Below are 25,247 nucleotides of genomic sequence, written 5' to 3'. Positions count from 1 at the left end.
CGTCAGAGGTTCACCACGTTGACGAAGCGCGAAGCGGCGTTCTCGTCGATACGCAGGCTGGTGAAGTCGAACAGGTTACGGTCGGCCAACTGCGACGGGATCACGTTCTGCAAGCTGCGGAAGATACTCTCGGTACGCCCTGGGGTCTTGCGTTCCCAGTCCTGGAGCATCTCCTTGACCACCTGGCGCTGCAGGTTTTCCTGGGAGCCGCACAGGTTGCACGGGATGATCGGGAATTGCTTGAAGTCGGAGTAGGCCTGGATGTCCTTCTCGTTGCAATACGCCAGCGGGCGAATCACCACGTTGCGTCCGTCATCGGCGCGCAGCTTGGGCGGCATGGCCTTGAGGGAGCCGTTGAAGAACATGTTGAGGAAGAATGTCTCGACGATATCGTCGCGGTGATGCCCCAGGGCCATCTTGGTCGCACCGATCTCATCGGCAAACGTGTAGAGCGTGCCACGGCGCAGGCGCGAACACAGCGAGCAGGTGGTCTTGCCCTCCGGGATCAGCTCCTTGACCACCGAATAGGTGTCTTTTTCGACGATGTGGTACTCGATGCCCAGTGTCTTGAGGTAGGCCGGCAGCACATCTTCGGGGAAGCCCGGTTGTTTCTGGTCCATGTTGACGGCAACGATCTCGAACTTGATCGGCGCAACCTTTTGCAGGTGCAGCAGCACGTCGAGCATGGTGTAGCTGTCTTTGCCGCCGGAAAGGCAGACCATGACCTTGTCGCCGTCCTCGATCATGTTGAAATCGGCGACCGCTTCACCGGCCAGGCGACGCAGGCGTTTTTGCAGTTTGTTCTGGTTGACCGTAAGAGTGCCCATGGCGCTTGGATCCGCTAGAGGTGTGTGACGAAAAGCGCGGTATTTTACCGGTAAGGTTGACCAAGTTCCAATGTGGGAGGGAGCAAACCTCCTCCCCCACTTGAGTGCATTGCCAACGACAGACCGCGCCGCGATTAAGCCCACTGTTTACAGCGCAATTTGCTCTAAAGCCCTACGGTTTTTCCGGTCATCACTTCCTATACTGCGACTTGAGGTCGCACATAACTATCCAGACCTTTCAGGCCATCTGGCCCGTGGGCGCTCCGATGGGGGGCGATGGTAATAACGACAGGAGTGACTGGCATGATCCATCACGTCGTGGGGCTTTTTACCCATCCCGACCAGGAATGGCGGGAAATTCGTGGCGATAAAGAAGAAAGCGTCAGCCACATGTACCTCACTCACACCTTGATTCTCGCGGCGATCCCCGCCGTATCAGCCTTTATCGGCACCACCCAGGTCGGCTGGGTCATCGGCAGTCGCTCCCCGGTCATGCTGACCCAGGAAAGCGCCTTGTGGATGACCGTCATGTCGTACCTGGCGATGCTAGGCGGCGTAGCGGTCATGGGCGCCTTCATTCACTGGATGGCGCGCACCTACGACGCCAGCCCCAGCATGGCGCGTTGTGTCGCCTTTGCCACCTACACCGCGACACCGTTGTTCATCGGCGGGCTGGCGGCGCTCTACCCGCACATGTGGCTGGGGATGGTCGTCGGCACGGCGGCGATCTGCTACACGGTGTACCTGCTGTATGTGGGGTTGCCGACGTTCATGAGCATCGATCCGGACGAAGGCTTTCTGTTTTCCAGCTCGGTGCTGGCCGTGGGTCTGGTCGTGCTGGTGGCAATCATGGCCTTCACCGTGATCGTCTGGGGCCTGGGCGTTGGCCCGATCTATACCAACTAAGCGGTTTCACCCAGCAGGCAAGGCCACCGCAAGGTGGCTTTGTGCGCCATGCATGACCATTCGGCGCCTGACCGATTCGGAAACACCCGCCTTTGCGGCATACTGGCCACCTCTGGAGAGATGTACAGCATGCCCGAGCAACTCAATACCCGCGTCGAAGATTGTTTCCTGCTAGCCGAATCCTTTTTCAAACGAAGCTTCAAACGCCCCCAGGTCAGCCTCAAGTTGCGGGGCCAGAAAGCCGGTGTCGCGCATTTGCACGAAAACCTGCTGCGCTTCAACCCACAGTTGTACCGAGAAAACAGCCAACACTTCCTGAAACAGACCGTGGCCCATGAAGTAGCGCACCTGATCGCCCACCAATTGTTTGGCGAGCGCATCCAGCCCCATGGCGAGGAATGGCAACTGATCATGCGCGGCGTGTATGAACTGCCGCCAGACCGTTGCCACACCTATGAGATCAAGCGCCGCCAGGTGACCCGCTATATCTACCGCTGCCCGTGTGCCGACAGCGACTTCCCGTTTTCGTCACAGCGCCATGGGCTGGTGAGGCAGGGGCGGCGTTATCTGTGCAGGCGCTGTCGGCAGACGTTGGTGTTTACCGGGGAAACTCGCGTTGAGTGAAATATGCGGTGTGTGTGAGGGCCTCATCGGGGGCAAGCCCCCTCCCACATTTTGACCCTGTTCACAGAGCTAATTGTGGGAGGGGGCTTGCCCCCGATGAGGCCCGCCCAGTCACTACACAATCACCTTGGCAGCACGCAACGCGCTGATGCGCTGTGAGCTCAAGCCCAACTCCATCAGCACTTCATCACTGTGCGCGCCCACCGCGGCCCCGATATGCCGGGGGGCTGGCAACCCTTCGGAGAACTTCAGCGGGCAAGCCATCTGCGCCTGGGTCGAGCCGTCGGGCCGCGGCACCTGGGTGACCAGTTCCCGCGCCTTCAACTGCGGATGTTCCACGGCTTCGCTCAGGCTCAACACCGGTTCGACGCACGCATCCACCCCGGCAAACAACTCGCACAATTCCTCAAAGCTGCGCTTCTCGAACTCAACCTGCAGCGCCTGCTTGAGCGCCTTTTGCTGCTCAGGCTCGGGCGACAAGCCTTGTGCCGCCAGTTCCGGTCGCCCCAACGCGGCGCACAATTGCTGCATGAATGCCGGTTCCAGACTGCCGACCGACATCCAGCGCCCATCGCGGGAGCGGTAATAATCGTAGAAACTGCCGCCATTGAGCACATGGGTCTCCCACCCCGGCTCCACGCCACAGGCCAGGTAGCCAGCACCGGCCATGGCATTCAAGCTGAACGAGCAGTCGGTCATGCTCACATCCAGGTACTGGCCAACGCCGCTCTGTTGCCGCGCAATCACCGCCGCGAGCAGGCCCACCACCGCGTGCAGCGAGCCGCCGGCGACATCCGCCAATTGCACGCCCAACGGCAGCGGCCCGCTGTCCCGCCGCCCGGTATGGCTGGCCACTCCGGCCAACGCCAGGTAGTTGATGTCGTGCCCGGCGCGGTCCTTGTAGGGGCCGGTCTGACCGTACCCAGTGATCGACACGTAAATCAGCCGCGGGTTGATCGCCTTCAACGCCGCATACCCCAGGCCCAGGCGCTCCATCACCCCGGGGCGAAACTGTTCGAGCACGATGTCGTAGCCCTTGACCAGCTCGCGCACAATCTCCAGCGCCTCGGCCTGCTTCAGATCCAGGGCGAGGCTGCGTTTATTGCGATTGAGGTAAGCATGGCTGGCCGAGGTGCCCTGATCATGGGGCGGCAGCACGCGCAGCAGGTCCATGCGCGTGGGCGATTCGATGCGCAGCACCTCGGCGCCCATGTCCGCCAGCATCAGCGACGCAAACGGGCCGGGCAGCAAGGTGGAAAAATCCAGTACTTTGAGGGACGCCAAGGGACCTGACATGGAGACTCCGTTTCCGATTCGACTGGCGACAGCGTAGTCAGCCTTCAGCGCCGACGGCAATCGTCAGAACGATCATCGGCAGTGACCGTTTTGATCACGGCGGGCTTTTTCCCGGCGGCGGCCTTATCATTGGCCCACGTTTGCTTGCAGGGGGTTCCATGAAATTTGCGATAGCACTGTTTTCCGCCGCCCATGCGCCCTCCTCGCGTCGCGCCTTGCTGTTCGCCCAGGCGGCGCTGGCCGGCGGACACGAGATTGTGCGCCTGTTTTTTTATCAGGACGGCGTCTACAGTGCCTCCAACACCATCGTTGCGCCACAGGATGAGCAAGACATCGCTCGCCAATGGCGTGAGTTTGTCAGCGCGCATCAGTTGGACGCCGTGGTGTGCATCGCCGCCGCCCTGCGCCGTGGCGTGCTCGACAGCGAAGAAGCCGCGCGTTACCAGCGCAGCGCGGTGAACCTGGAGGCGCCATGGGAGCTGTCGGGCCTTGGGCAATTGCACGACGCGACCCAGGCCGCCGACCGCCTGATCTGTTTTGGAGGGCCGTGACATGTCCAAATCCTTGCTGGTGATCAGCCGCCAGGCACCGTGGTCCGGGCCGAGCGCGCGGGAAGCCCTGGATATCGTATTGGCCGGCGGCGCGTTCGATCTGCCCATCGGCCTGTTGTTCCTGGATGACGGCGTGTTCCAACTGGCGCCGCACCAGGACGCCAAGGCCGTGCAGCAAAAAGACCTCGGCGCCAACCTGCAGGCACTGGGGCTGTTCGGTATCGACGAGGTGTTTGCCTGCGGCCACAGCCTGGCTGCGCGCGGGCTGACGCACCCGGTCAATGCACAGCCGCTGAACGACGAACAGATTTCCCAGTTGATTGACCGTTACGACCAGGTGATAACCCTCTGATGTCGACTTTACATGTGGTGTCCCACTCCCCGTTTACCGATAGCCGCCTCGACAGCTGCCTGCGCGTCTGTGGCAGCGACGATGCGATCCTGCTCTGTGGCGACGGCGCCTACGGGCTGCGTCACCCGGCGCTGCTGACCAAAGGCGTGAAGGTCTTTGTGCTGGCCGAAGACAGCCTGGCGCGCAACCTGCCGCTGCCCGACTGGGCCGACTGCGTGGATTACCCAGGTTTCGTGCAGCTGTCGATCGACTACGACAAGGTCAACACCTGGCTATGAACACCCTGACCGTGGGCGCGCGCACCCTCGAACTGGACAAGGACGGCTACCTCGTCGACCTGAACGAGTGGTCGGCCGACGTGGCCAACGCCCTCGCCGCCGCCGAAGCCCTCGAGCTGACCCCGGCGCATTGGGAAATCCTCGAGCTGCTGCGCCAGTTTTATCAAGAGTTCCAGCTGTCCCCCGCCACACGCCCGCTGATCAAGTACACCGCCTTGAAGCTGGGCACGGACAAGGGCAACAGCCTGCACCTCAACAAACTGTTCAACGGCACTCCCGCCAAACTCGCCGCCAAGCTGGCCGGCCTGCCCAGACCGACGAATTGCTTATGACCGACTTTGCTCCGCTGCCCCTCGAAACCCCTGCCGAGCACCCGTTTGCGCCGTTCGTGCGTATCCTGGGCAAAGGCAAGCGCGGTGCGCGCAACCTGACCCGCGAAGAAGCCCGCGAAGCCATGGGCATGCTGCTTGACGAAAAAGTCGAAGACACCCAGCTCGGTGCCTTCCTCATGCTGCTGCGCCACAAAGAGGAAAGCCCGGAAGAACTCGCCGGTTTCACCGAAGCGGTGCGCGAGCGCCTGCACGCCCCGGCGCTGAAGGTGGATATCGACTGGCCGACCTATGCCGGCAAAAAGCGCCACCTGCCGTGGTTCCTGCTGGCCGCCAAGTGCCTGGCGCAGAACGGTGTACGCATCCTCATGCATGGCGGCGGCGCCCACACGGCCGGCCGGCTGTACACCGAGCAATTGCTGGAAGGTCTACAGATCCCGCTGTGCCGCAATTGGCAGCAGGTCGAGACGGCCTTCGAGCACGGCAACCTGGCATTCATCCCGCTGGGCGACTGGGCCCCGCAACTGCAACGCATGATCGACCTGCGCAACACCCTGGGCCTGCGCTCGCCGATCCACTCCCTGGCACGCCTACTCAACCCGCTGAATGCACGCTGCGGCCTGCAAAGCATCTTCCATCCCGGCTACCAGGGTGTACACCGCGATGCCAGCGGCCTGCTCGGCGACACGGTGATTGTGGTCAAGGGCGATGGCGGCGAAATCGAGATCAACCCCGACACGATCAGCCACCTCTACGGCAGCACCGGTGGCGAAAGCTGGGACGAAGAATGGCCCGCCCTCGCCGCCCAGCGCCATGTCAAACCGGCCAGCCTGGAGCCCGAACAGTTGAAAGCGCTGTGGCGCGGCGAGGTCGAGGACAGCTACCCGCAACTCGCCTTGATCGCCACCATGGCCCTGGCCTTGCGCGGCCTCGGGCATCCGCGGGAGCACGCGTTCGAATTGGCCCAGCAATACTGGGACGCACGGGATAAATCGATTTAATCGATCATTCCCCCGCAATCTTTGCGCTTTTAGTTCGAACTCATCCCTTTAGACTGGACTCCAACGCTTATTAGCCAAGGAGCCAGTCATGGGTTTGCTGATTGAAGGACGCTGGCACGACCAGTGGTACGAAAGTAGCGCGGATGGCGCGTTCCAGCGGGAACAGGCACAACGCCGCCACTGGGTGACCGCTGACGGCCAGCCCGGCCCCAGCGGCGAAGGTGGCTTCAAGGCCGAAGCCGGTCGTTACCACCTGTATGTGTCGCTCGCCTGCCCGTGGGCCCATCGCACGCTGATCCTGCGCAAACTCAAGGGGCTGGAAGGTCTGATCGACGTGTCCGTGGTCAGCTGGCTGATGCTGGAAAACGGCTGGACCTTCGACAAGGCCCGCGGCTCCAGCGGCGACTCGCTGGATGGCTTCGCGTTCATGCACCAGCGCTACACCGCCGACACGGCCGATTACACCGGGCGCGTCACGGTGCCGGTGCTGTGGGACAAACAACTCAAGCGCATCGTCAGCAATGAATCAGCGGAGATCATCCGCATGTTCAACAGCGCGTTCAACGGGCTGACCGGCAACACCCTGGACTTCTACCCCGAGGCTCTGCGCCCGCGCATCGATGCGCTGAACGAGCGCATCTACCCCGCCGTGAACAACGGCGTGTACCGCGCAGGCTTCGCCACCTCGCAGCAGGCCTATGAGCGTGCGTTCGATGATGTGTTTGCCGAACTGGACCACTTGGAACAGCACCTGGGCGAGCATCGCTACCTGGCCGGTGAGTACCTGACCGAGGCGGATGTACGGCTGTTTACCACGCTGATTCGATTTGATGCGGTGTATTACAGCCACTTCAAATGCAACCTGCGGCGGATTGCCGATTATCCGAATCTGTCGAATTGGTTGCGGGAAATCTATCAATGGCCGGGAGTGGCCGAGACGGTCGACTTTGCGCACATCAAGGGGCATTACTATGCCAGCCACCGCACCATCAATCCGACGGGGATTGTGCCCAAGGGGCCGTTGCAGGTGTTTGATGCCCAGCATGATCGCGTGCGGTTGAGCGGTAAGGGCGTCTGGCGCTGATCCAGAGGCTGGGTTGGATCTAATGGCCTCATCGGGGGCAAGCCCCCTCCCACATTGGAATGCATTCCAAAATGTGGGAGGGGGCTTGCCCCCGATGCATTCAGGCTCAGACCTGGGCCTGGGCGCCTTCAAACCATTTGAGCTTCTCGCGCAGCACCACCACTTCACCGACGATCACCAGCGTCGGCGCATGCACTTCATGCTCCGCCACCAGGCGCGGCAGGTCGGCCAGGGTGCCGGTGAACACGCGCTGGTTGGACGTGGTGCCCTGCTGGATCAACGCCGCTGGCGTGTCCGCCGAACGTCCATGCTTGATGAGTTGTTCGCAGATGATCGGCAAACCGATCAAGCCCATGTAGAACACCAGGGTCTGCGACGGGCCCACCAGATCACCCCAAGGCAGGTCCGAGGTGCCGTTCTTCAGGTGCCCGGTGATAAAGCGTACCGATTGCGCATAGTCACGGTGGGTCAGCGGAATCCCGGCATACGCCGCGCAGCCGCTGGCCGCCGTGATCCCCGGCACCACCTGGAACGGAATGCCATGGGCCGCCAGTTCTTCGATCTCTTCGCCGCCACGGCCGAAGATGAATGGATCGCCGCCCTTGAGGCGCAGCACGCGCTTGCCTTGCTTGGCCAGGTCGACCAATTGCTGGTTGATCTGGTCCTGGGGCACGGCGTGATCGGCGCGACGCTTGCCCACGTAGACGCGCTCGGCATCACGACGGCACAGCTCAAGAATCGCTGGGGCCACCAGACGGTCGTAGAGCACCACATCGGCTTGCTGCATCAAACGCAAGGCGCGGAAGGTCAACAGGTCCGGATCGCCGGGGCCGGCGCCCACCAGGTAGACTTCGCCCGGCGCATAAGGCGGCGCACCGTTGACCTTTTCGATCAGCAAACGCTCGGCTTCATCGCCCTGCCCGGCCAGTTGCCTGTCGGCAATCGGGCCCTGGAAGACTTCTTCCCAGAACGCGCGGCGCTGCTGCACGTCCGGGTACAAACGCTTGACCTGGGCCCGAAAGCGCGCCGCCAGCCCGGCCAACTGGCCATATGTGGACGGAATCCAGGTTTCCAGCTTGGCCCGGATCAAGCGCGCCAACACCGGCGCATCGCCGCCGCTGGACACGGCGATCACCAAGGGCGAACGGTCGACAATCGCCGGGAAGATCACGCTGCACAGGGCTGGCGCATCCACCACGTTGACCGGTACGCAACGGCGCTTGGCATCACTGGACACTTGCGCGTTCAGTGGTTCGTCGTCCGTTGCGGCGATGATCAGGGTGCAACCGTCAAGGTCGGCCTCCTGATAACCGCGCACGATCAGTTCCCCGCCACTGCCCAGCACCAGTTCACGCAACTGGTCTTCGATCTGGGGAGCAACCACCCGCAGCAGCGCGCCGGCGTCGGCCAGCAGGCGGGACTTGCGCAAGGCAATCTCCCCGCCACCGACGACCAACACACGACTGCCGCGCAGGTTATGAAACAGCGGCAGAAATTCCATTTAGCCGATGACCTCGATGCCCGCCATGTACGGCTTGAGCACATCCGGCACACGGATCGAACCGTCGGCCTGCTGGTAGTTTTCGAGCACGGCCACCAGGGTACGGCCTACGGCCAGGCCCGAACCGTTGAGGGTATGCACCAGTTCCGGCTTGCCGGTTTCCGGGTTGCGGAAACGCGCCTGCATGCGACGGGCCTGGAAATCACCGCAGTTGGAGCACGACGAGATCTCGCGGTATTTATCCTGGCTCGGCACCCACACTTCGAGGTCGTAGGTCTTCACGGCGCTGAACCCCATGTCGCCGGTACACAGCGCCAGCACGCGGTACGGCAGTTCCAACAGTTGCAGCACGCGTTCGGCGTTGGCGGTCAGGCCTTCGAGGGCTTCCATGGAGGTCGACGGCTCGACAACCTGCACCATCTCGACTTTGTCGAACTGGTGCTGGCGGATCATGCCGCGGGTGTCGCGCCCCGATGCACCGGCTTCACTGCGAAAGCACGGCGTGTGGGCGACGAGCTTGAGCGGCAGGTGCTTGGCGTCGAGGATCTCGCCGGCGACGATGTTGGTCAGCGACACTTCGGCGGTCGGGATCAGGTACAGGTCGGCTTCGCCATCGCGGCTGATCTTGAACAGGTCTTCCTCGAACTTCGGCAACTGGCCGGTGCCCTGCAGGGCCGGCGCCTGAACCAGATACGGGGTGTAGGCCTCTTCGTAGCCGTGCTCGCCGGTGTGCAGGTTGATCATGAACTGCGCCAGGGCGCGATGCAGGCGGGCAATCGGGCCGCGCAGCAAGGCAAAGCGCGCACCGGACAGCTTGGCGGCGGTTTCGAAATCCAGGCCGCCGTTCAGTTCGCCCAGGGCGACGTGGTCCTTGATCGCGAAATCAAAGGCCTTTGGCGTGCCCCAGCGGCGCACTTCGACGTTGCCGTCTTCGTCCGCACCGACCGGCACCGACTCGTGCGGCAGGTTCGGAATGCCCAGCAGGATCGAATCCAGCTCGCCCTGGATCTTGTCCAGTTCGAGTTTGCCGTCGGACAGCTCGGTGCCCATGCGCTCGACATCCGCCATCAACGGCGCGATGTCTTCACCGCGCTGCTTGGCCTGCCCGATGGACTTGGAACGCGCATTACGCTCAGCCTGCAGTGCTTCGGTGCGGGTCTGGACGGTCTTGCGCTGTTCTTCCAGCGCTTCGATGCGCGCAACATCCAAGGCAAAGCCACGGGATGCCAGGCGGTCCGCTACGTCCTGAAGGTTGCTACGTAACAGTTTGGAATCGAGCATGTCGGTCTCTCGTTTATCAAAGTTTGGTCAAGGACAGGCCGGCCCAGGTGGCGAGCAGCCCGCCGAACACGCTGATGCCCAGGTACCCGAAGGCGACCAGGGCCTGCCCGCTTTCCAGCAGGCGCACCGTATCCAGTGAAAAGGATGAAAAGGTCGTCAGACCGCCTACAAAGCCGACAATCAAGCCGGCACGAATTTCAATCGGCACTTCCGGGCGCAACAGGAACCAACCGTACAACAGCCCGATGATCAGGCAGCCCACCAGGTTGACCGCCAGGGTCGCCGTATAAAAATGCCTCGGCCAGTTGGCGTTAACCCAATTACCAGTGGCGAAACGCAATAATGTACCAGCGATGCCGGCAACGGACACGGCAAGAATCGTCTTGAGCACTACTTTCTCCGCTGTTTGGGGCTGAGACGGTCGAGTTGAGCGAGGTGATTGAGCTTTTCACCGATCTTCAGCTCCAGGCCACGGGGCACCGGCTGGTAGAACGGCTGCGGCTCAAGCGCGTCGGGGAAGTAATCTTCGCCGGCGGCATAGGCGTCCGGTTCATCGTGGGCGTAGCGGTATTCATCGCCGTAACCCAGTTGTTTCATCAATTTGGTCGGCGCATTGCGCAGGTGCAGCGGCACTTCAAGGGAGCCATGTTCGGCCGCGGCGCGCAGTGCCGATTTGAAGCCCATGTACACCGCGTTGCTTTTCGGTGCGCAGGCCAGGTAGGTAATGGCCTGGGCCACCGCCAGCTCGCCTTCGGGGCTGCCCAGGCGTTCCTGCACTTCCCACGCCGCAAGGCACAGGCTCAAGGCGCGGGGGTCGGCGTTGCCGATGTCTTCGCTGGCCATACGCACCACGCGGCGCGCGAGATAGAGCGGGTCACAGCCGCCGTCGATCATGCGCGCGAACCAGTACAACGCGCCGTCGGGGTTGGAGCCGCGCACCGATTTGTGCAGCGCCGAAATCTGATCGTAGAACGCTTCGCCACCCTTGTCGAAACGCCGGCGTGTGTCGCCGAGCAGGCTTTGCAGGAGCTCGACGCCAATCTCGCTGCCGTCCTCGGCCAGGTCGGAGGCGTTCTCCAGCAGGTTCAGAAAGCGCCGCCCGTCGCCGTCGGCGGCGCTGAACAGGATCTTGAAGCCTTCATCGCTGAGGCTCAACTGGCGCTTGCCCAAGCCCTTGTCTTCGCTCAAGGCGCGCTGCAGCAGCTTTTGCATCGCCGCTTCATCCAGGCTCTTGAGCACATACACCCGCGCCCGCGAGAGCAAGGCGTTGTTCAATTCGAAGGACGGGTTCTCGGTGGTTGCACCGATAAAAATCAGCGTGCCGTCTTCGACATACGGCAAGAACGCGTCCTGCTGCGACTTGTTGAAGCGATGCACTTCGTCGACGAACAAGATGGTGCGCTTGCCGTATTGCCCGGCCTGCTGCTTGGCCACTTCCACGGCCTGGCGGATCTCTTTGACCCCGGCCAGCACCGCCGAGACCGTTTCGAAGTGGGCATCCGAGACTTTCGCCAACAGCCGCGCCAGCGTGGTTTTACCCACCCCCGGCGGCCCCCAGAAAATCATCGAGTGCAGCGCACCCTGCTCCAGGGCTTCGCGCAAAGGCTTGCCGCGAGCGAGCAGGTGTTCCTGACCGACGTACTCATCCAGGTTGGTCGAACGCAAGCGTGCGGCCAGGGGTTGAGCGATCGGGTCACTTCGAAACAGGTCCATGGGCAGCGTTTGAAACCTCTAGGCAGGTTATTCCTGGATCACGTCGGCACCCTTGGGGATGTCGAACTTGAACGTGGACGCGGGCACCGGCACGTTGGCCTTGACCCCGGTGAACAGGATATCGGTGCGCTGGCCGACGCTGTCGATCAGGCGCATGTTATTGATCACGCCGTTACCGAACGAAAGGTGCAGGCTGTCGAACAGCGTGTCCTTGGATTTCGGCTTGAGGGTGAATTCGATCACGTTGCTGGTTTGCTTGGAGGTGATCTCGAAGCTGTCGTTGATCTTCGACACATCGCCCGACAGCAACAGCGCCGGGGTCTGGTTCAAGCGCGGATCGAGCTTTTTGATGGTCGCCTGTTCCAGGTCCGGGTCCCACAGCGTGACTTTCTGGCCATCGGAAACGATGGTCTGCTCGGCCTTCCCTTCCGTGTGCCAGTAGAACAGCCCAGGGCGCTGCACGGCCATTTCACCGGCGGTTTCCTGCAACTGGGTGCCGCCGGCATCCAGGGTCAGCTGGGAGAAGCGTGCGGTCAGGGTCTTGGATTTGTCCAGCAGGTTGGTCAGGCTGGCGACGGAGGCCGGATCAGCGTGAGCCGAAACAGCAGTCAGGGCCAGTGCCGGCAACAACAGCATGCGGATAAGACGCATGGGAGTCCTCATTGAGTCGTTAGGGCGCGCCGCGTGCTGCCACGCGGCGCGTGATCAGTCGCGCATCTGCCCGGGGGCGATGACTTCGCGCGAGCCGTTGGTGTTCATTGCGGTGACGACGCCGGCATTTTCCATGGCTTCGATCATGCGGGCGGCGCGGTTGTAGCCGATTTTCAGCTTGCGCTGCACGGCGGAGATCGAGGCGCGACGGCTTTCCAACACGAAGGCCACCGCTTCGTCGTACAGCGCGTCGGTTTCGGCATCATCGTCGCCACCACTGCTGCCGCCGTCGAAGCCGCTGCCGGCTTCTTCAACACCGGCGAGGATGTCGTCGTTGTATTCCGGCGCACCGCGCAGTTTCCAGGCTTCCACCACGCGATGCACTTCATCGTCGGAAACGAACGCACCATGCACGCGAATCGGCAGGCTGGTGCCCGGCGGCATGTAGAGCATGTCACCGTGGCCCAGCAATTGTTCGGCGCCGCCCTGGTCGATGATGGTCCGCGAGTCGATCTTGCTCGACACCTGGAACGCCATGCGCGTCGGGATGTTGGCCTTGATCAGACCGGTGATCACATCCACCGACGGCCGCTGGGTCGCGAGGATCAAGTGGATACCGGCAGCACGCGCCTTCTGTGCGATACGTGCGATCAACTCTTCAACCTTCTTGCCGACGATCATCATCATGTCGGCAAATTCGTCGACCACCACGACGATGGTCGGCAACTTGGTCAGCAATGGCGCTTCGTCGTGGATGCTTTCGCGCTTGTACAGCGGGTCGGTCAGCGGCGTGCCGGCGTCCTGGGCTTCCTTGACCTTGGCATTGAAGCCCGACAGGTTGCGCACGCCCATCTTCGCCATCAGCTTGTAGCGCCGCTCCATCTCGGCAACGCTCCAGCGCAGGGCGTTGGCGGCGTCCTTCATGTCGGTGACCACCGGGCAGAGCAAGTGCGGAATGCCTTCGTAGATCGACAATTCGAGCATCTTCGGGTCGATCATGATCAGCTTGGCGTCTTCCGGGCCGGACTTGAACAGGATCGACAGGATCATCGCGTTGACCCCCACCGACTTACCCGAACCGGTGGTACCGGCCACGAGCAGGTGAGGCATTTTCGCCAGGTCGGTGATTACCGGCTTGCCGCCGATGTCATGGCCCAGGGCCAGGGTGACCGGCGATTTGAAGTTGTCGTATTCCGGGGTCGACAGCACCTCGGAGAAGCGCACGATCTGGCGGTCTTCGTTGGGAATCTCGATGCCCACGGTGGTTTTGCCGGGGATCACTTCCACCACGCGCACGCTGGTCACGGCCAGGGAGCGGGCGAGGTCTTTGGCCAGGTTGGAGATTCGGCTGACCTTGACCCCGGCCGCTGGCTGGATTTCGTAACGGGTAATCACCGGGCCGGGGTGGATCGAGTCCACCGAGACTTCGACGCCGAATTCCTTGAGTTTGATTTCCAGCAGATGGCCGACGGCCGCCAGGGACTCCGGGGAATAGTTGAGTTGTTTCTTCTCGGCCGGGTCGAGAATCGAGATCGGCGGCAGCGTGCCTTCGACCGCGCTGTCGACAAACAACGGCGCCTGTTTTTCTTTCTGCACGCGATGGCTCGGTTCGGGAGCCTTGGGCGGTGCCGGGGCAATCACCGGCGGCACCTGTTTCTCGCGCTCCGACATGTGCTTGCTCAGGGCTTGTTCGCGTTCGATCAGGCGTTCCTTGACCTTGGCCTGTTCACGCCGGTCCGGCGTGCTCGGGGCCACGACCTCGTTGACGCGGGTGTCCACCTCGCGCAATTGGGCCACCATGCGCTTGCGCTCCACCCTGGCCGCCCACCAGCGGTTGGCGGCGCCCTGGAACAGCTCCAGCAGGTCGAGGGTGATTTTGCCGGTCACGTCCATCACCTTGAACCACGACAGGTCGGTGAACACGGTGAGGCCGAACAGGAACAGCGCGATAAACATCAGGGTGCTGCCCTGGATATTCAGGGTCTTGCGGGCCAGGTCGCCGAGGCTCTCACCCAGCGCGCCGCCAGCACCCGCCGGCAGGCCGGTCGGCGCATGGAAATGGATATGCGCCAGCGCCGCGCCGGACAGCACCAGGAACACCAGGCCGATCAGGCGCCAGGAAAACAGCCAGCCACTCCACTGCCACGGCTCATGACGCTGGCGGAAGATCTGCCAGGTCTTGATCGCCAGCAGCAACGGGAAGATGTACGCGAAATAACCCAGCACCATGAACAGGATATCGGCGCTGTAGGAACCGGCAGGCCCACCGAAGTTCTGCACGTCATCGATCTTGCTGTTGTGGCTCCAGCCCGGATCGTCCTTGCCATAGGTGAGCAAGGCCATCATCAGGAACAGGCACAGCGCGCCGATGGCGATCAGCGCACCTTCCTTGAGCCGATAATGCAGGTGCTGACGCCAGGCCGGCACGACTGTTTTTTGTGTCGCGGTGGATTTCTTCAAAACGGGTCTTTTCCTGCGCCTTTAGCGCGTCCATCTGTTGAATGACTGCACACTGCCGCCCAATCCGAGCAGCCGAAAAATAAACGAACGCCGTTAAATCTACCTTTAACACCGAGCGATTGACGAGTGAAACGGCGATAACGCCAGAATGCCCGCATTGTACGGGTTTGTGTCCGCGATGCCACGCCCTTGCCCCTTGCGCGGCAGCCTGGACAATTCACGTGTCACACACTGTTCAATTTGAGCATGCATTGTCTTTGCTGACAAAGGCTTATGCGCTGTTTTTAGCAATCCAGGCAAGCTTGGCAATTGGCCTGCATGGGGCAGCCCCGAATACGACCACGTCTCAGAGAGAGAGTTGCAGAAACACCCGCTCATGCTAATCCACAGCAATGCCCGATTCGGGCTGGCCCCCTGACGCCGGGTCGACAATAATCAACCCTCTGGGCAGGCCCGACGCCTGCCACTCCCCTCCCCTTCCGTAAGCCTGGATGCCATGCTGACCTGGTTACAACGCGACACCCTGACCTTCCCGCCGCTGGCCAAAGCCATGCGCGAACCCAATGGCCTGCTCGCCGCCGGTGGCGACCTGTCGGCCGAGCGACTGATCCAGGCCTATCGCCACGGCTGCTTTCCGTGGTTCTCGCAAGGCCAGCCGATTCTCTGGTGGTCACCGGACCCACGCACGGTGATTTTCCCCGACGAACTGCACGTATCCCGCAGCCTGGGCAAATTATTGCGCCAGCAGCGCTATCGCGTGACCTTCGACCAGGACTTCGCTGCGGTCATCCAGGCCTGCGCCGCGCCTCGCGCCTATGCAGATGGCACCTGGATCACCGAAGGCATCCAGAGCGCCTACCAGGAGCTGCACGCGCGGGGTTACGCGCACTCGGTCGAGGTCTGGGACAACGGCGAACTGGTGGGCGGCCTGTATGGGCTGGCGATGGGCCGGCTGTTTTTTGGCGAATCCATGTTCAGCCGCGCCGATAACGCCTCGAAGTTCGGCTTTGCCACGCTGACCCGGCAGCTGCAGGCATGGGGTTTTGTGCTGATCGACTGCCAGATGCCCAACGATCACCTGCACAGCCTGGGCGCCCGCGCCATACCGCGCAGCGAGTTCGCCGGCTTCCTGCACGACTATCTGGACCAACCCAACGCTGGACCGTGGGTTTCCTAGGCGACTTCCTCGCACCTGGCTTACACTTATTTCAAAGCTTATCCGAGGGTTGATCATGACCGAGCTGGCGCGCTTGAAGTTTTATGCCACTCAAGCCCACTCTTGCAGCTATCTGCCCGACGAACAGGCCACTACGCTGTTCCTCGACCCCAGCCAGCCGATGGACGTGCATGTGTATGCCGACCTTTCGGAAATGGGCTTTCGGCGCAGCGGCGATCACCTGTACCGACCGCACTGCCAAAACTGCAATGCCTGCGTGCCGGCACGCATTCCCGTGGCGCAGTTTGTGCCGGACCGCAATCAGAAGCGCATCCTCAAGCGCAACGCCGACCTCACGGTCACGGCGGCCAACCCCAGGTTCAGCGAAGAATATTTCGATCTTTACCAGCGCTACATCGAACAACGCCACGCCGACGGCGACATGTTCCCACCCAGTCGCGACCAGTTTTCCACCTTCCTGGTGCGTGAACTGCCTTTCTCACGCTTCTACGAATTCCGACTCGACGGGCGCCTGCTGGCCGTCGCCGTGACCGATTTGCTGCCCAACGGCCTATCGGCGGTGTACACCTTCTATGAACCCGACGAAGAGCGGCGCAGCCTGGGACGCTTCGCGATCCTCTGGCAAATCAGCGAAGCCCGGCGCCTGGAACTGGAGGCGGTGTACCTTGGATACTGGATCAAAAACTGCAAAAAGATGAACTACAAGACCCAATATCGGCCGATTGAACTGCTGATTAATCAAAGATGGGTCACGCTTAACTAGAACCTCTTGGCTTAAACACCCTTTTTCGGGCACAATGCACGCCGCTTTTGCCTGGCGCAGTTGCACCGGGCCATTCACTGGATACCGAGGGCTTTACTGCATGTCGAAAGAAGACAGCTTCGAAATGGAAGGCACTGTCGTCGACACCCTGCCCAACACCATGTTTCGTGTGGAGTTGGAAAATGGGCACGTCGTAACCGCGCATATCTCCGGCAAGATGCGCAAGAACTACATTCGTATTCTTACCGGTGACAAAGTGCGCGTCGAGCTGACGCCCTATGACTTGAGCAAAGGGCGCATCACTTACCGCGCCCGCTAATCAAGTCAATACAAGACGCCCGGTTATGCCGGGCGTTTTTGTGTGTATAGCATTTACCTGACACCCGAAACCCAATGCGGGAGGGGGCTTGTTCCCTCCCACATTGGATCGCCATTGTTCTGGCAATTACATTTCAAGACAGCAAAAAGGCGCCTTTCGGCGCCTTTTGCGTAGCTGCAGAACGATCAGGCCATTTCGGCCGTGGTTTCGAACTCGAAGGTCAGCTCGCCGTCCTTCAGGTCGATATGCACCACGCCACCATGGTCGGAGAGCTCGCCGAACAGGATCTCTTCAGCCAATGGCCGCTTGATCTTGTCCTGGATCAGACGCGCCATCGGGCGAGCGCCCATTGCCGCGTCGTAACCACCTTCGGCCAGCCAATTGCGCGCCGCGTCCGTCACTTCCAGCTGCACGCGCTTGTCTTCCAACTGCGCTTGAAGCTCGGTGAGGAACTTGTCCACCACGTTTTTGATGACCTCATGGCTGAGGCGACCAAACTGGATAATGGTGTCCAGACGGTTGCGGAACTCCGGCGTGAAGCTCTTCTTGATCACTTCCATCGCATCGGAAGAGTGATCCTGATGCGTAAAGCCGATCGACGCCCGCGCCGCGGTTTCAGCACCGGCGTTGGTGGTCATGATCACGATCACGTTGCGGAAGTCCGCCTTGCGCCCGTTGTTGTCGGTCAGGGTGCCGTGGTCCATGACCTGCAGCAGCAGGTTGAAGACTTCCGGGTGAGCCTTCTCGATTTCATCGAGCAGCAATACGCAATGCGGTTGCTTGGTGATCGCCTCGGTCAACAGGCCGCCCTGATCAAAACCGACATAGCCCGGAGGCGCACCGATCAGGCGCGACACGGTGTGACGCTCCATGTATTCGGACATGTCGAACCGCACCAACTCAATGCCCATGGCCTTGGCCAACTGCCGGGCCGCTTCGGTCTTGCCGACGCCGGTCGGGCCGGCGAACAGGAACGAACCGACGGGCTTGTCCGGCGACTTGAGGCCCGCCCGCGACAACTTGATCGCAGTGGACAGCGAGTCGATGGCCGCATCCTGGCCAAACACGGTGAGCTTGAGGTCGCGCTCCAGGTTACGCAGCAGCTCTTTGTCGGAGGTGGTGACGTGTTTTGGCGGAATCCGCGCGATCTTGGCCACGATATCCTCGACCTGAGCCACGTCGATGCGCTTCACACGCTTCTCGACCGGCTGCAGACGCTGATAGGCACCGGCCTCGTCGATCACGTCGATGGCCTTGTCCGGCATGTGCCGATCGTTAATGTAGCGCGACGCCAGCTCGGCAGCGGCCCGCAACGCTTCATCGGTGTACTCGATGCCATGGTGCGCTTCGAAACGCCCCTTGAGCCCACGCAGGATGCCGATGGTGTCTTGAACCGAAGGTTCGGACACGTCGACTTTCTGGAAGCGACGCGCCAGGGCACGGTCTTTCTCGAAGATCCCGCGGAATTCCTGGAACGTGGTCGAGCCGATGCAGCGGATATCACCCGACGACAACAACGGCTTGAGCAGGTTGGAAGCATCCATCACACCACCGGAGGCCGCACCGGCCCCAATGATCGTGTGGATTTCATCGATGAACAGGATCGCCTGCGGGCGTTTTTTCAGCTCGCCGAGCAGCGCCTTGAAGCGCTTCTCGAAATCGCCGCGGTACTTGGTCCCGGCGAGCAACGCGCCGAGGTCAAGGGAGTAGACGACGCTGCTGGCCAGCAAGTCCGGCACCTGGTTGTCGACGATACGCTTGGCCAGGCCTTCGGCAATCGCGGTTTTACCCACGCCCGCCTCACCCACCAGCAACGGGTTGTTCTTGCGACGACGCGCTAGGATCTGCGCCACGCGCTCAACTTCAGCCTCGCGCCCCACCAGCGGATCGATCCGCCCCTGGCGCGCCAGCTCATTGAGATTGCTGGCATAGGCATCCAATGGGTTGCCCGAAGAAGAAGACTCACCGCCCTCGTCGTCCTGCATTTCCTGCTCACCCTCGGAATGATCGCCGTGCCCAGGCACTTTGGAGATACCGTGGGCGATGTAGTTGACGACATCGATACGGGCAACGCTCTGCTGCTTGAGCAGGAACACTGCCTGGCTTTCCTGTTCGCTGAAGATGGCGACAAGCACATTGGCGCCCGTGACTTCACGCTTACCGGAGCTCTGTACGTGGAAAACAGCACGCTGCAATACCCGCTGAAAGCCCAGGGTCGGCTGGGTTTCACGGTCCTCGTCATGCACGGGGATCAGTGGCGTCGTGGAGTCGATGAACTCCTGCAGGTCATGCTTGAGTTTGTCGAGGTTGGCGCCGCACGCACGCAAAACGGTGGCGGCAGCTTCGTTATCCAAAAGTGCCAGCAGCAGGTGCTCGACGGTCATGAATTCATGACGCTTCGAACGGGCCTCTTTGAAGGCAAGATTGAGGGTGACTTCGAGCTCGCGGTTTAACATAGCTTCACCTCATACCCAAGTGGTCGGCGTTAACCGTCCTTCTCGATTTCACAGAGTAGCGGATGCTGGCTTTCCCTGGCGTACTGGTTGACCTGCATGGCCTTTGTCTCGGCGATGTCGCGGGTAAACACTCCACATACTGCCCGTCCTTCTGTGTGAACGGCCAGCATTACCTTGGTCGCCAACTCGCGGTTCAGGTTAAAAAACACCTCGAGTACTTCGACCACGAAATCCATCGGTGTGTAGTCATCGTTGAACAAAACCACCTTGTACATCGGCGGCGCCTGTAGAGCAGGCTTGGCCTCCTGAACAGCAATGCCTGCAGAACCGTCGTCATCGTGCTCGTGATCCGGTCGATCCTGATTGAATGTTAGTCGAATCTGGCTGATTGCATGCATGGAAAGAAAGGTTCGTCAGTGGTTCAAATACAGTGGTGGGGGCGACCTGTCAGAATTTCAACTCTGACCGTTCGGTCACCTTGACTATCGGCAAATCGGTGTTACAACCAATAGAACCCACAGTGGGTAAAAAAGGTCCGCGCAGTCAACCTTATTTATTCGGGTTAGGACGGATAAACTGGATGATACTCCAGTGATGGAGTCTGGTGCAGAGGGATATGGGTATGTCTGGCGTCAAGATCAGTGGCAAGGTCAAATGGTTCAACAATGCCAAGGGTTACGGCTTCATTAATGAAGAAGGTAAGACCGAGGACCTTTTTGCGCATTATTCCGAGATCAAAATGGATGGCTACAAAACGCTGAAAGCGGGCCAAACTGTGAGTTTTGAGATCATTCAGGGACCGAAAGGGCTGCACGCTGTGAATATCTGTGCAATCGCGATCACTACACCTGCAAAACCCGTTGTATCCGCCGCTCAAAAAGAAAAGAAGCTAACGGCCTGATTCACTGCCAAGCGAGAAGCATGCAAATAAAAAACGGCCACCCAACCCATTGGAGTAGCCGTTTTTTATGCCTGCGTGCTTACATGTGCGAGATCAGCGCATCGCCAAAGCCCGACGACGACACCAACTTCGCGCCCTCCATCAGGCGCTCGAAGTCATAGGTCACGGTCTTGGCCGAGATAGCGCCATTGGTGCCCTTGATGATCAGATCGGCCGCTTCGGTCCAGCCCATGTGGCGCAGCATCATTTCCGCCGACAGGATCAGCGAACCCGGGTTGACCTGGTCCTTACCGGCATATTTCGGCGCAGTACCGTGGGTGGCTTCAAACATTGCCACGGTGTCGGACAAGTTGGCGCCCGGCGCAATACCGATACCACCGACTTCCGCCGCCAGGGCGTCAGACAGGTAGTCACCGTTGAGGTTGAGGGTCGCAATCACATCATATTCAGCCGGACGCAGCAGGATCTGCTGCAGCATGGCATCGGCAATCGCATCTTTGACCACGACATTCTTGCCGGTCTTCGGGTTCTTGAACTGCATCCACGGCCCGCCATCGAGCAGGGTTGCGCCGAATTCTTCAGCCGCCACTTCGTAGGCCCATTCCTTGAAGGCACCTTCGGTGAACTTCATGATGTTGCCTTTGTGTACGATGGTCAGCGACTCGCGGTCGTTATCCACGACATATTGCAGGGCCTTGCGCGCCAGGCGCTTGGTGCCCTCTTTGGACACCGGCTTGATGCCGATACCGCAATCCTGGTCGAAACGGATCTTGGTGACGCCCATTTCCTCCTTGAGGAACTTGATCACTTTGATCGCTTCCGGCGAACCGGCTTTCCACTCGATCCCGGCGTAAATATCTTCGGAGTTTTCGCGGAAGATGGTCATGTCCACGTCGCCAGGCTTTTTGACCGGGCTCGGCACGCCTTCGAACCAGCGCACCGGGCGCAGGCACACATACAGGTCGAGTTGTTGGCGCAGGGCCACGTTCAACGAACGGATGCCACCACCGACCGGCGTGGTCAGCGGGCCTTTGATGGAGACTACGTAATCGCGCACCGCGTCCAGGGTTTCCTGGGGCAGCCAGGTGTCCTGGTCATAGACTTGGGTCGCCTTCTCACCGGCGTAAACTTCCATCCACGAAATCTTGCGCTTGCCGCCGTAAGCTTTTTCAACAGCGGCGTCGACCACCTTGATCATCACTGGGCTGATGTCGACACCGATACCGTCACCTTCGATATAAGGGATGATCGGTTGGTCAGGAACATTGAGAGAATGGTCTGCATTGACGGTGATTTTGTCGCCGACTGCCGGAACCTGAATCTTCTTGTATCCCATGCTGAACTCCATCTATGGATTGAACATCTGGCTGCGTTCGAGCCTACTCCAGATAAATGACGACTTAAACCTCACGCCACGCTCATTTGCATCGAAAACAGCATATTTAGTCGCCTACAAGCTTGAAAGCAAAGGGAAAAGCGCCAATCTTGAGCACATCATGCGACTTTAGGCGCAACTTGGTCCCTGCGACCTTTAGACCAATGGACGACCCACCTTTTGTATGAAGGCTCGGCGTAAGCATAGCGACCTATGTATAATGCCGCCGCTGACCAAAGAGTCACGACGGCCGACTGCCTGCTTCTTCAATAGAAAGCAGCGCCCAGCGCCAGAAAAGCCGGACTAAACAATAGTCCACCCGCTTGACGCTCGACTGATGCAACCCAACATCACCGCGAAGAAACCTCGACCTTTCGCTCATGGATGACTTTGAACGAACGCGCTCTACCCGGCGCATCTCGAGTTTCTGCGCACGCTTTCAGCAAAGAAGAGAGTTAATCCGAATATGCCCACCCGCTCGAAGATCATCTACACCTTCACCGACGAAGCACCAGCCCTCGCCACCTATTCACTGCTGCCTATCGTAGAGGCCTTCACCGCTTCCGCTGATATTGCCGTGGAAACCCGCGACATCTCCCTCGCCGGGCGCATCCTCGCAAGCTTCCCCGAGCAACTGGGCACCAAAGCCGTCCCGGACCACCTCGCCGAACTGGGCGCCCTGGCCGTTACGCCTGAAGCCAACATCATCAAGCTGCCTAACATCAGCGCCTCGACGCCTCAACTGCAGGCGGCGATCAAAGAACTGCAAGCCAAGGGCTACGCCCTGCCGGACTACCCGGAAACCGTAACCACCGACGCGGAAAAAGAAACCCGCGCTCGTTACGACAAGATCAAGGGCAGCGCCGTGAACCCGGTACTGCGCGAAGGCAACTCCGACCGCCGCGCACCGCTGTCGGTCAAGAACTACGCACGCAAGCACCCGCACAAGATGGGCGCCTGGGCTGCCGACTCCAAGTCCCACGTCGCTTACATGAGCCACGGCGACTTCTACGGCAGCGAAAAAGCCGTACAGATCGAGGCAGCCGACGCGGTCAAAATCGAACTGATCGCTAAAGACGGCACCGCGACCGTACTGAAGGAAAAGACTTCCGTACAAGCTGGCGAAATCATCGACAGCTCCGTGCTGAGCAAGAACGCCCTGCGCAGCTTCATCGCCGCTGAAATCGAAGACGCCAAGAAACAAGGCGTACTGCTGTCGGTTCACCTGAAAGCCACCATGATGAAGGTCTCCGACCCGATCATGTTCGGCCAGATCGTTGCCGAGTTCTATAAAGACGCCCTGACCAAGCACGCCGCCGTGCTGGAGCAGATCGGCTTCAACCTTAACAACGGCATCGGCGACCTGTACGCTCGCATCAAGGCCCTGCCGGCCGAGCAGCAAGCGCAGATCGAAGCCGATATCCAGGCGGTCTACGCCGCTCGCCCTTCCCTGGCGATGGTCAACTCCGACAAAGGCATCACCAACCTGCACGTGCCGAGCGACGTGATCGTCGACGCCTCGATGCCGGCCATGATCCGTGACTCCGGCAAAATGTGGGGCACCGACGGCCAGCTGCACGACACCAAGGCCGTGATCCCGGATCGCTGCTACGCCACCATCTACCAAGCCGTCATCGAAGACTGCAAGGCCAATGGCGCGTTCGATCCGACCACCATGGGCAGCGTGCCGAACGTTGGCCTGATGGCACAGAAAGCCGAAGAGTACGGCTCTCACGACAAGACCTTCCAGGTCAAGGCTGACGGCGTCGTCCGCGTTACCGACAGCAAGGGCAACCTGCTGATGGAACAGGCCGTCGAAGCCGGCGACATCTTCCGCATGTGCCAGGCCAAAGACGCGCCGATCCAGGACTGGGTCAAACTCGCCGTCAACCGCGCCCGCGCCAGCAACACCCCGGCCATCTTCTGGCTGGACCCACAGCGCGCCCACGACGGTGCGGTGATCGAGAAAGTCCAGACCTACCTGAAAGACCACAACACCGACGGCCTGGACATCCGCATCATGTCGCCGGTCGACGCGATGAAGTTCACCCTGGAGCGCACCCGCAAGGGCCTGGACACCATCTCGGTGACCGGTAACGTACTGCGCGACTACCTGACCGACCTGTTCCCGATCATGGAACTGGGCACCAGCGCCAAGATGCTGTCGATCGTGCCGCTGATGAACGGTGGCGGTCTGTTCGAAACCGGCGCTGGCGGTTCGGCACCCAAGCACGTGCAGCAACTGCTGGAAGAAAACTTCCTGCGTTGGGATTCCCTGGGCGAGTTCCTGGCCCTGGCCGCATCGCTTGAGCATTTGGGCGTGACTTACAACAACCCGAAAGCCCTGGTGCTGTCCAAGACCCTGGACCAGGCCACCGGCCAGTTCCTCGACAACAACAAGTCGCCATCGCGCAAAGTCGGCAACATCGACAACCGCGGCAGCCACTTCTACCTGGCGCTGTACTGGGCCCAAGCCCTGGCCGCACAGACCGAAGACACCGCGCTGCAAGCGCAATTCGGCGAACTGGCCAAGACCCTCGCCGCGAACGAGGCAACCATCGTTGCCGAGCTCAACGCCGTACAGGGCAAGCCAGTGGACATCGGCGGCTACTACGCGCCGAACCCGGAGCTGACCAGCAAAGTCATGCGCCCGAGCAACACCCTCAACGCGGCAATTGCCAAGCTGAAGTAAGGTTGTAAGGATGCAAACAAACCCCGGCCCCGTGCCGGGGTTTGTGTTTCCAGCGAATAAACCGGATTCAAATGTGGGAGGGAGCTTGCTCCCGATGGCAGTGAGTCAGCTACCAATAAGTCGACTGCCCCACCGCCATCGGGAGCAAGCCCCCTCCCACACCGACTGCAATCCTGCCTGAAGACCGCACCGCACTCAGAATCGAGAGGCATCCAATGACCTGGCAACCCCACATCACCGTCGCCACCATCATCGAAGACAACGGCCGCTTCCTGATGGTCGAAGAACTCAAGGGCGGCCGCGCCGTGCTCAACCAGCCCGCCGGCCACCTCGACCCGCACGAAACCCTGACCGAAGCCGCCGTGCGTGAAACCCTCGAAGAAACCGGCTGGGACGTCGAAGCCACCGGCATCGTCGGCATCTACCTGTACACCGCGCCGAGCAACGGCGTGACCTACCAGCGGGTCTGCTTCACCGCCAAGGCGCTGAAACACCGCCCGGACTATCAACTTGACGACGGCATCGTGCGCGCCCGCTGGCTGAGCCGTGACGAGCTGATGGGCCTGCGCGACGCCTGGCGCAGTGAGCTGATCATCCGGTGTATCGATGATTATCTGGCCGGCTTTCGTCACAGTCTCGAATTGATCCGACCTTCTCTTTAGCCTTGAAGGCTTGGGCCTGTTAGAATCGCGTCCTTTTTCAAGACACCC

25 protein-coding genes are annotated in these 25,247 nt (G+C 60.8%); 14 read left to right on the top strand and 11 right to left on the bottom strand.

All coding sequences use genetic code 11. From position 1 onward, the window contains the following. Positions 1–2 precede the first annotated feature (2 nt). On the bottom strand, positions 3–827 hold the full coding sequence (gene ttcA / locus C5F70_RS05975; RefSeq protein ID WP_017848028.1) for a tRNA 2-thiocytidine(32) synthetase TtcA: 825 nt from the start codon (positions 825–827) through the stop codon (positions 3–5). A gap of 303 nt (positions 828–1,130) precedes the next feature. On the opposite strand from ttcA, the gene C5F70_RS05970 reads away from it, so the two are divergent. Both C5F70_RS05970 and C5F70_RS05965 read left to right on the top strand, forming a co-directional pair. Beyond that, positions 1,131–1,733: a Yip1 family protein gene (locus tag C5F70_RS05970; protein WP_046382918.1), complete on the top strand. Its 603-nt coding sequence runs from the start codon at positions 1,131–1,133 to the stop codon at positions 1,731–1,733. Between the two features lie 129 nt (positions 1,734–1,862). Continuing rightward, on the top strand, positions 1,863–2,357 hold the full coding sequence (locus C5F70_RS05965) for a SprT family zinc-dependent metalloprotease (protein ID WP_026140162.1): 495 nt from the start codon (positions 1,863–1,865) through the stop codon (positions 2,355–2,357). 114 nt (positions 2,358–2,471) lie between these two features. On the opposite strand, the gene C5F70_RS05960 is transcribed toward C5F70_RS05965, so the two are convergent. Beyond that, on the bottom strand, positions 2,472–3,653 hold the full coding sequence (locus C5F70_RS05960) for a CaiB/BaiF CoA-transferase family protein (protein ID WP_057004417.1): 1,182 nt from the start codon (positions 3,651–3,653) through the stop codon (positions 2,472–2,474). Between the two features lie 158 nt (positions 3,654–3,811). Between C5F70_RS05960 and tusD the strand changes: the two genes are divergently transcribed. From tusD to C5F70_RS05930, 6 genes are all read left to right on the top strand, one after another. Then, a complete protein-coding gene (gene tusD / locus C5F70_RS05955) occupies positions 3,812–4,204 on the top strand; it encodes a sulfurtransferase complex subunit TusD (protein ID WP_046382916.1) in 393 nt (130 codons plus the stop codon). 1 nt (position 4,205) lies between these two features. After that, positions 4,206–4,556 carry a sulfurtransferase complex subunit TusC gene (gene tusC, locus C5F70_RS05950; protein ID WP_017848033.1) on the top strand — a complete coding sequence of 117 codons (351 nt, stop codon included), beginning with the start codon at positions 4,206–4,208 and terminating at the stop codon, positions 4,554–4,556. Then, a complete protein-coding gene (gene tusB, locus C5F70_RS05945; protein ID WP_017848034.1) occupies positions 4,556–4,834 on the top strand; it encodes a sulfurtransferase complex subunit TusB in 279 nt (92 codons plus the stop codon). Before tusC ends, tusB begins: the two co-directional genes overlap by 1 nt. After that, complete coding sequence (locus tag C5F70_RS05940; protein WP_104902886.1) at positions 4,831–5,166, top strand: TusE/DsrC/DsvC family sulfur relay protein; 336 nt, start codon at positions 4,831–4,833, stop codon at positions 5,164–5,166. Before tusB ends, C5F70_RS05940 begins: the two co-directional genes overlap by 4 nt. Next, positions 5,163–6,164, top strand: coding sequence for a glycosyl transferase family protein (locus C5F70_RS05935; protein ID WP_104902885.1), 1,002 nt, complete (start codon positions 5,163–5,165; stop codon positions 6,162–6,164). Before C5F70_RS05940 ends, C5F70_RS05935 begins: the two co-directional genes overlap by 4 nt. A gap of 88 nt (positions 6,165–6,252) precedes the next feature. Beyond that, positions 6,253–7,248: a glutathione S-transferase family protein gene (locus tag C5F70_RS05930; RefSeq protein WP_104902884.1), complete on the top strand. Its 996-nt coding sequence runs from the start codon at positions 6,253–6,255 to the stop codon at positions 7,246–7,248. A 106-nt stretch (positions 7,249–7,354) separates the two neighbouring features. On the opposite strand, the gene cysG is transcribed toward C5F70_RS05930, so the two are convergent. The 6 genes from cysG to ftsK are packed head-to-tail and all read right to left on the bottom strand — an operon-like array spanning position 7,355 to position 14,854. Further along, positions 7,355–8,749, bottom strand: coding sequence for a siroheme synthase CysG (gene cysG / locus C5F70_RS05925; protein ID WP_017848038.1), 1,395 nt, complete (start codon positions 8,747–8,749; stop codon positions 7,355–7,357). Beyond that, positions 8,750–10,030 (bottom strand): serine--tRNA ligase, encoded by a 1,281-nt coding sequence (serS, locus tag C5F70_RS05920; protein ID WP_017848039.1) that lies wholly within the window; start codon positions 10,028–10,030, stop codon positions 8,750–8,752. It abuts the gene before it with no gap. Between the two features lie 16 nt (positions 10,031–10,046). Then, positions 10,047–10,421 (bottom strand): fluoride efflux transporter CrcB, encoded by a 375-nt coding sequence (gene crcB / locus C5F70_RS05915; RefSeq protein WP_017848040.1) that lies wholly within the window; start codon positions 10,419–10,421, stop codon positions 10,047–10,049. Next, positions 10,421–11,743 (bottom strand): replication-associated recombination protein A, encoded by a 1,323-nt coding sequence (locus C5F70_RS05910; RefSeq protein ID WP_017848041.1) that lies wholly within the window; start codon positions 11,741–11,743, stop codon positions 10,421–10,423. Before C5F70_RS05910 ends, crcB begins: the two co-directional genes overlap by 1 nt. A 27-nt stretch (positions 11,744–11,770) precedes the next feature. Beyond that, positions 11,771–12,394, bottom strand: coding sequence for an outer membrane lipoprotein chaperone LolA (gene lolA / locus C5F70_RS05905; protein ID WP_017848042.1), 624 nt, complete (start codon positions 12,392–12,394; stop codon positions 11,771–11,773). A gap of 54 nt (positions 12,395–12,448) precedes the next feature. After that, positions 12,449–14,854, bottom strand: a complete 2,406-nt coding sequence (gene ftsK, locus C5F70_RS05900; protein ID WP_017848043.1) for a DNA translocase FtsK — start codon at positions 14,852–14,854, stop codon at positions 12,449–12,451. Between the two features lie 496 nt (positions 14,855–15,350). On the opposite strand from ftsK, the gene aat reads away from it, so the two are divergent. From aat to infA, 3 genes are all read left to right on the top strand, one after another. Then, on the top strand, positions 15,351–16,031 hold the full coding sequence (aat, locus tag C5F70_RS05895) for a leucyl/phenylalanyl-tRNA--protein transferase (protein ID WP_104902883.1): 681 nt from the start codon (positions 15,351–15,353) through the stop codon (positions 16,029–16,031). Positions 16,032–16,086: 55 nt separating this feature from the next. Continuing rightward, positions 16,087–16,794, top strand: a complete 708-nt coding sequence (locus C5F70_RS05890) for an arginyltransferase (protein WP_017848045.1) — start codon at positions 16,087–16,089, stop codon at positions 16,792–16,794. Positions 16,795–16,894: 100 nt separating this feature from the next. Beyond that, positions 16,895–17,113 (top strand): translation initiation factor IF-1, encoded by a 219-nt coding sequence (infA, locus tag C5F70_RS05885; RefSeq protein ID WP_002553999.1) that lies wholly within the window; start codon positions 16,895–16,897, stop codon positions 17,111–17,113. A gap of 185 nt (positions 17,114–17,298) precedes the next feature. Here infA and clpA read toward each other — a convergent pair whose 3' ends face one another. Both clpA and clpS read right to left on the bottom strand, forming a co-directional pair. Beyond that, entirely contained in the window at positions 17,299–19,569 is a 2,271-nt protein-coding gene (clpA, locus tag C5F70_RS05880; RefSeq protein WP_104902882.1) for an ATP-dependent Clp protease ATP-binding subunit ClpA, read from the bottom strand. 29 nt (positions 19,570–19,598) lie between these two features. Further along, the gene (gene clpS, locus C5F70_RS05875; RefSeq protein ID WP_010567912.1) at positions 19,599–19,967 is read right to left on the bottom strand and encodes an ATP-dependent Clp protease adapter ClpS; all 369 of its coding nucleotides are present in this window, start codon (positions 19,965–19,967) and stop codon (positions 19,599–19,601) included. A 224-nt stretch (positions 19,968–20,191) separates the two neighbouring features. On the opposite strand from clpS, the gene cspD reads away from it, so the two are divergent. Beyond that, positions 20,192–20,470, top strand: a complete 279-nt coding sequence (gene cspD / locus C5F70_RS05870; protein ID WP_032804724.1) for a cold shock domain-containing protein CspD — start codon at positions 20,192–20,194, stop codon at positions 20,468–20,470. A 79-nt stretch (positions 20,471–20,549) separates the two neighbouring features. Here cspD and icd read toward each other — a convergent pair whose 3' ends face one another. After that, positions 20,550–21,806, bottom strand: a complete 1,257-nt coding sequence (gene icd / locus C5F70_RS05865) for an NADP-dependent isocitrate dehydrogenase (protein ID WP_026140163.1) — start codon at positions 21,804–21,806, stop codon at positions 20,550–20,552. 505 nt (positions 21,807–22,311) lie between these two features. On the opposite strand from icd, the gene C5F70_RS05860 reads away from it, so the two are divergent. Continuing rightward, positions 22,312–24,537: an NADP-dependent isocitrate dehydrogenase gene (locus C5F70_RS05860; RefSeq protein WP_017848049.1), complete on the top strand. Its 2,226-nt coding sequence runs from the start codon at positions 22,312–22,314 to the stop codon at positions 24,535–24,537. Positions 24,538–24,752: 215 nt separating this feature from the next. Then, complete coding sequence (locus C5F70_RS05855) at positions 24,753–25,199, top strand: NUDIX hydrolase (protein WP_104902881.1); 447 nt, start codon at positions 24,753–24,755, stop codon at positions 25,197–25,199. Positions 25,200–25,247: the final 48 nt, after the last annotated feature.

The sequence above is a fragment of the Pseudomonas sp. LH1G9 genome, assembly GCF_002949975.1.
In the GTDB taxonomy this organism is placed as follows: Bacteria; Pseudomonadota; Gammaproteobacteria; order Pseudomonadales; family Pseudomonadaceae; genus Aquipseudomonas; species Aquipseudomonas veronii.
Note: the sequence above shows the minus strand (reverse complement) of the source record. Positions and strands in the feature narration are given on the sequence as shown.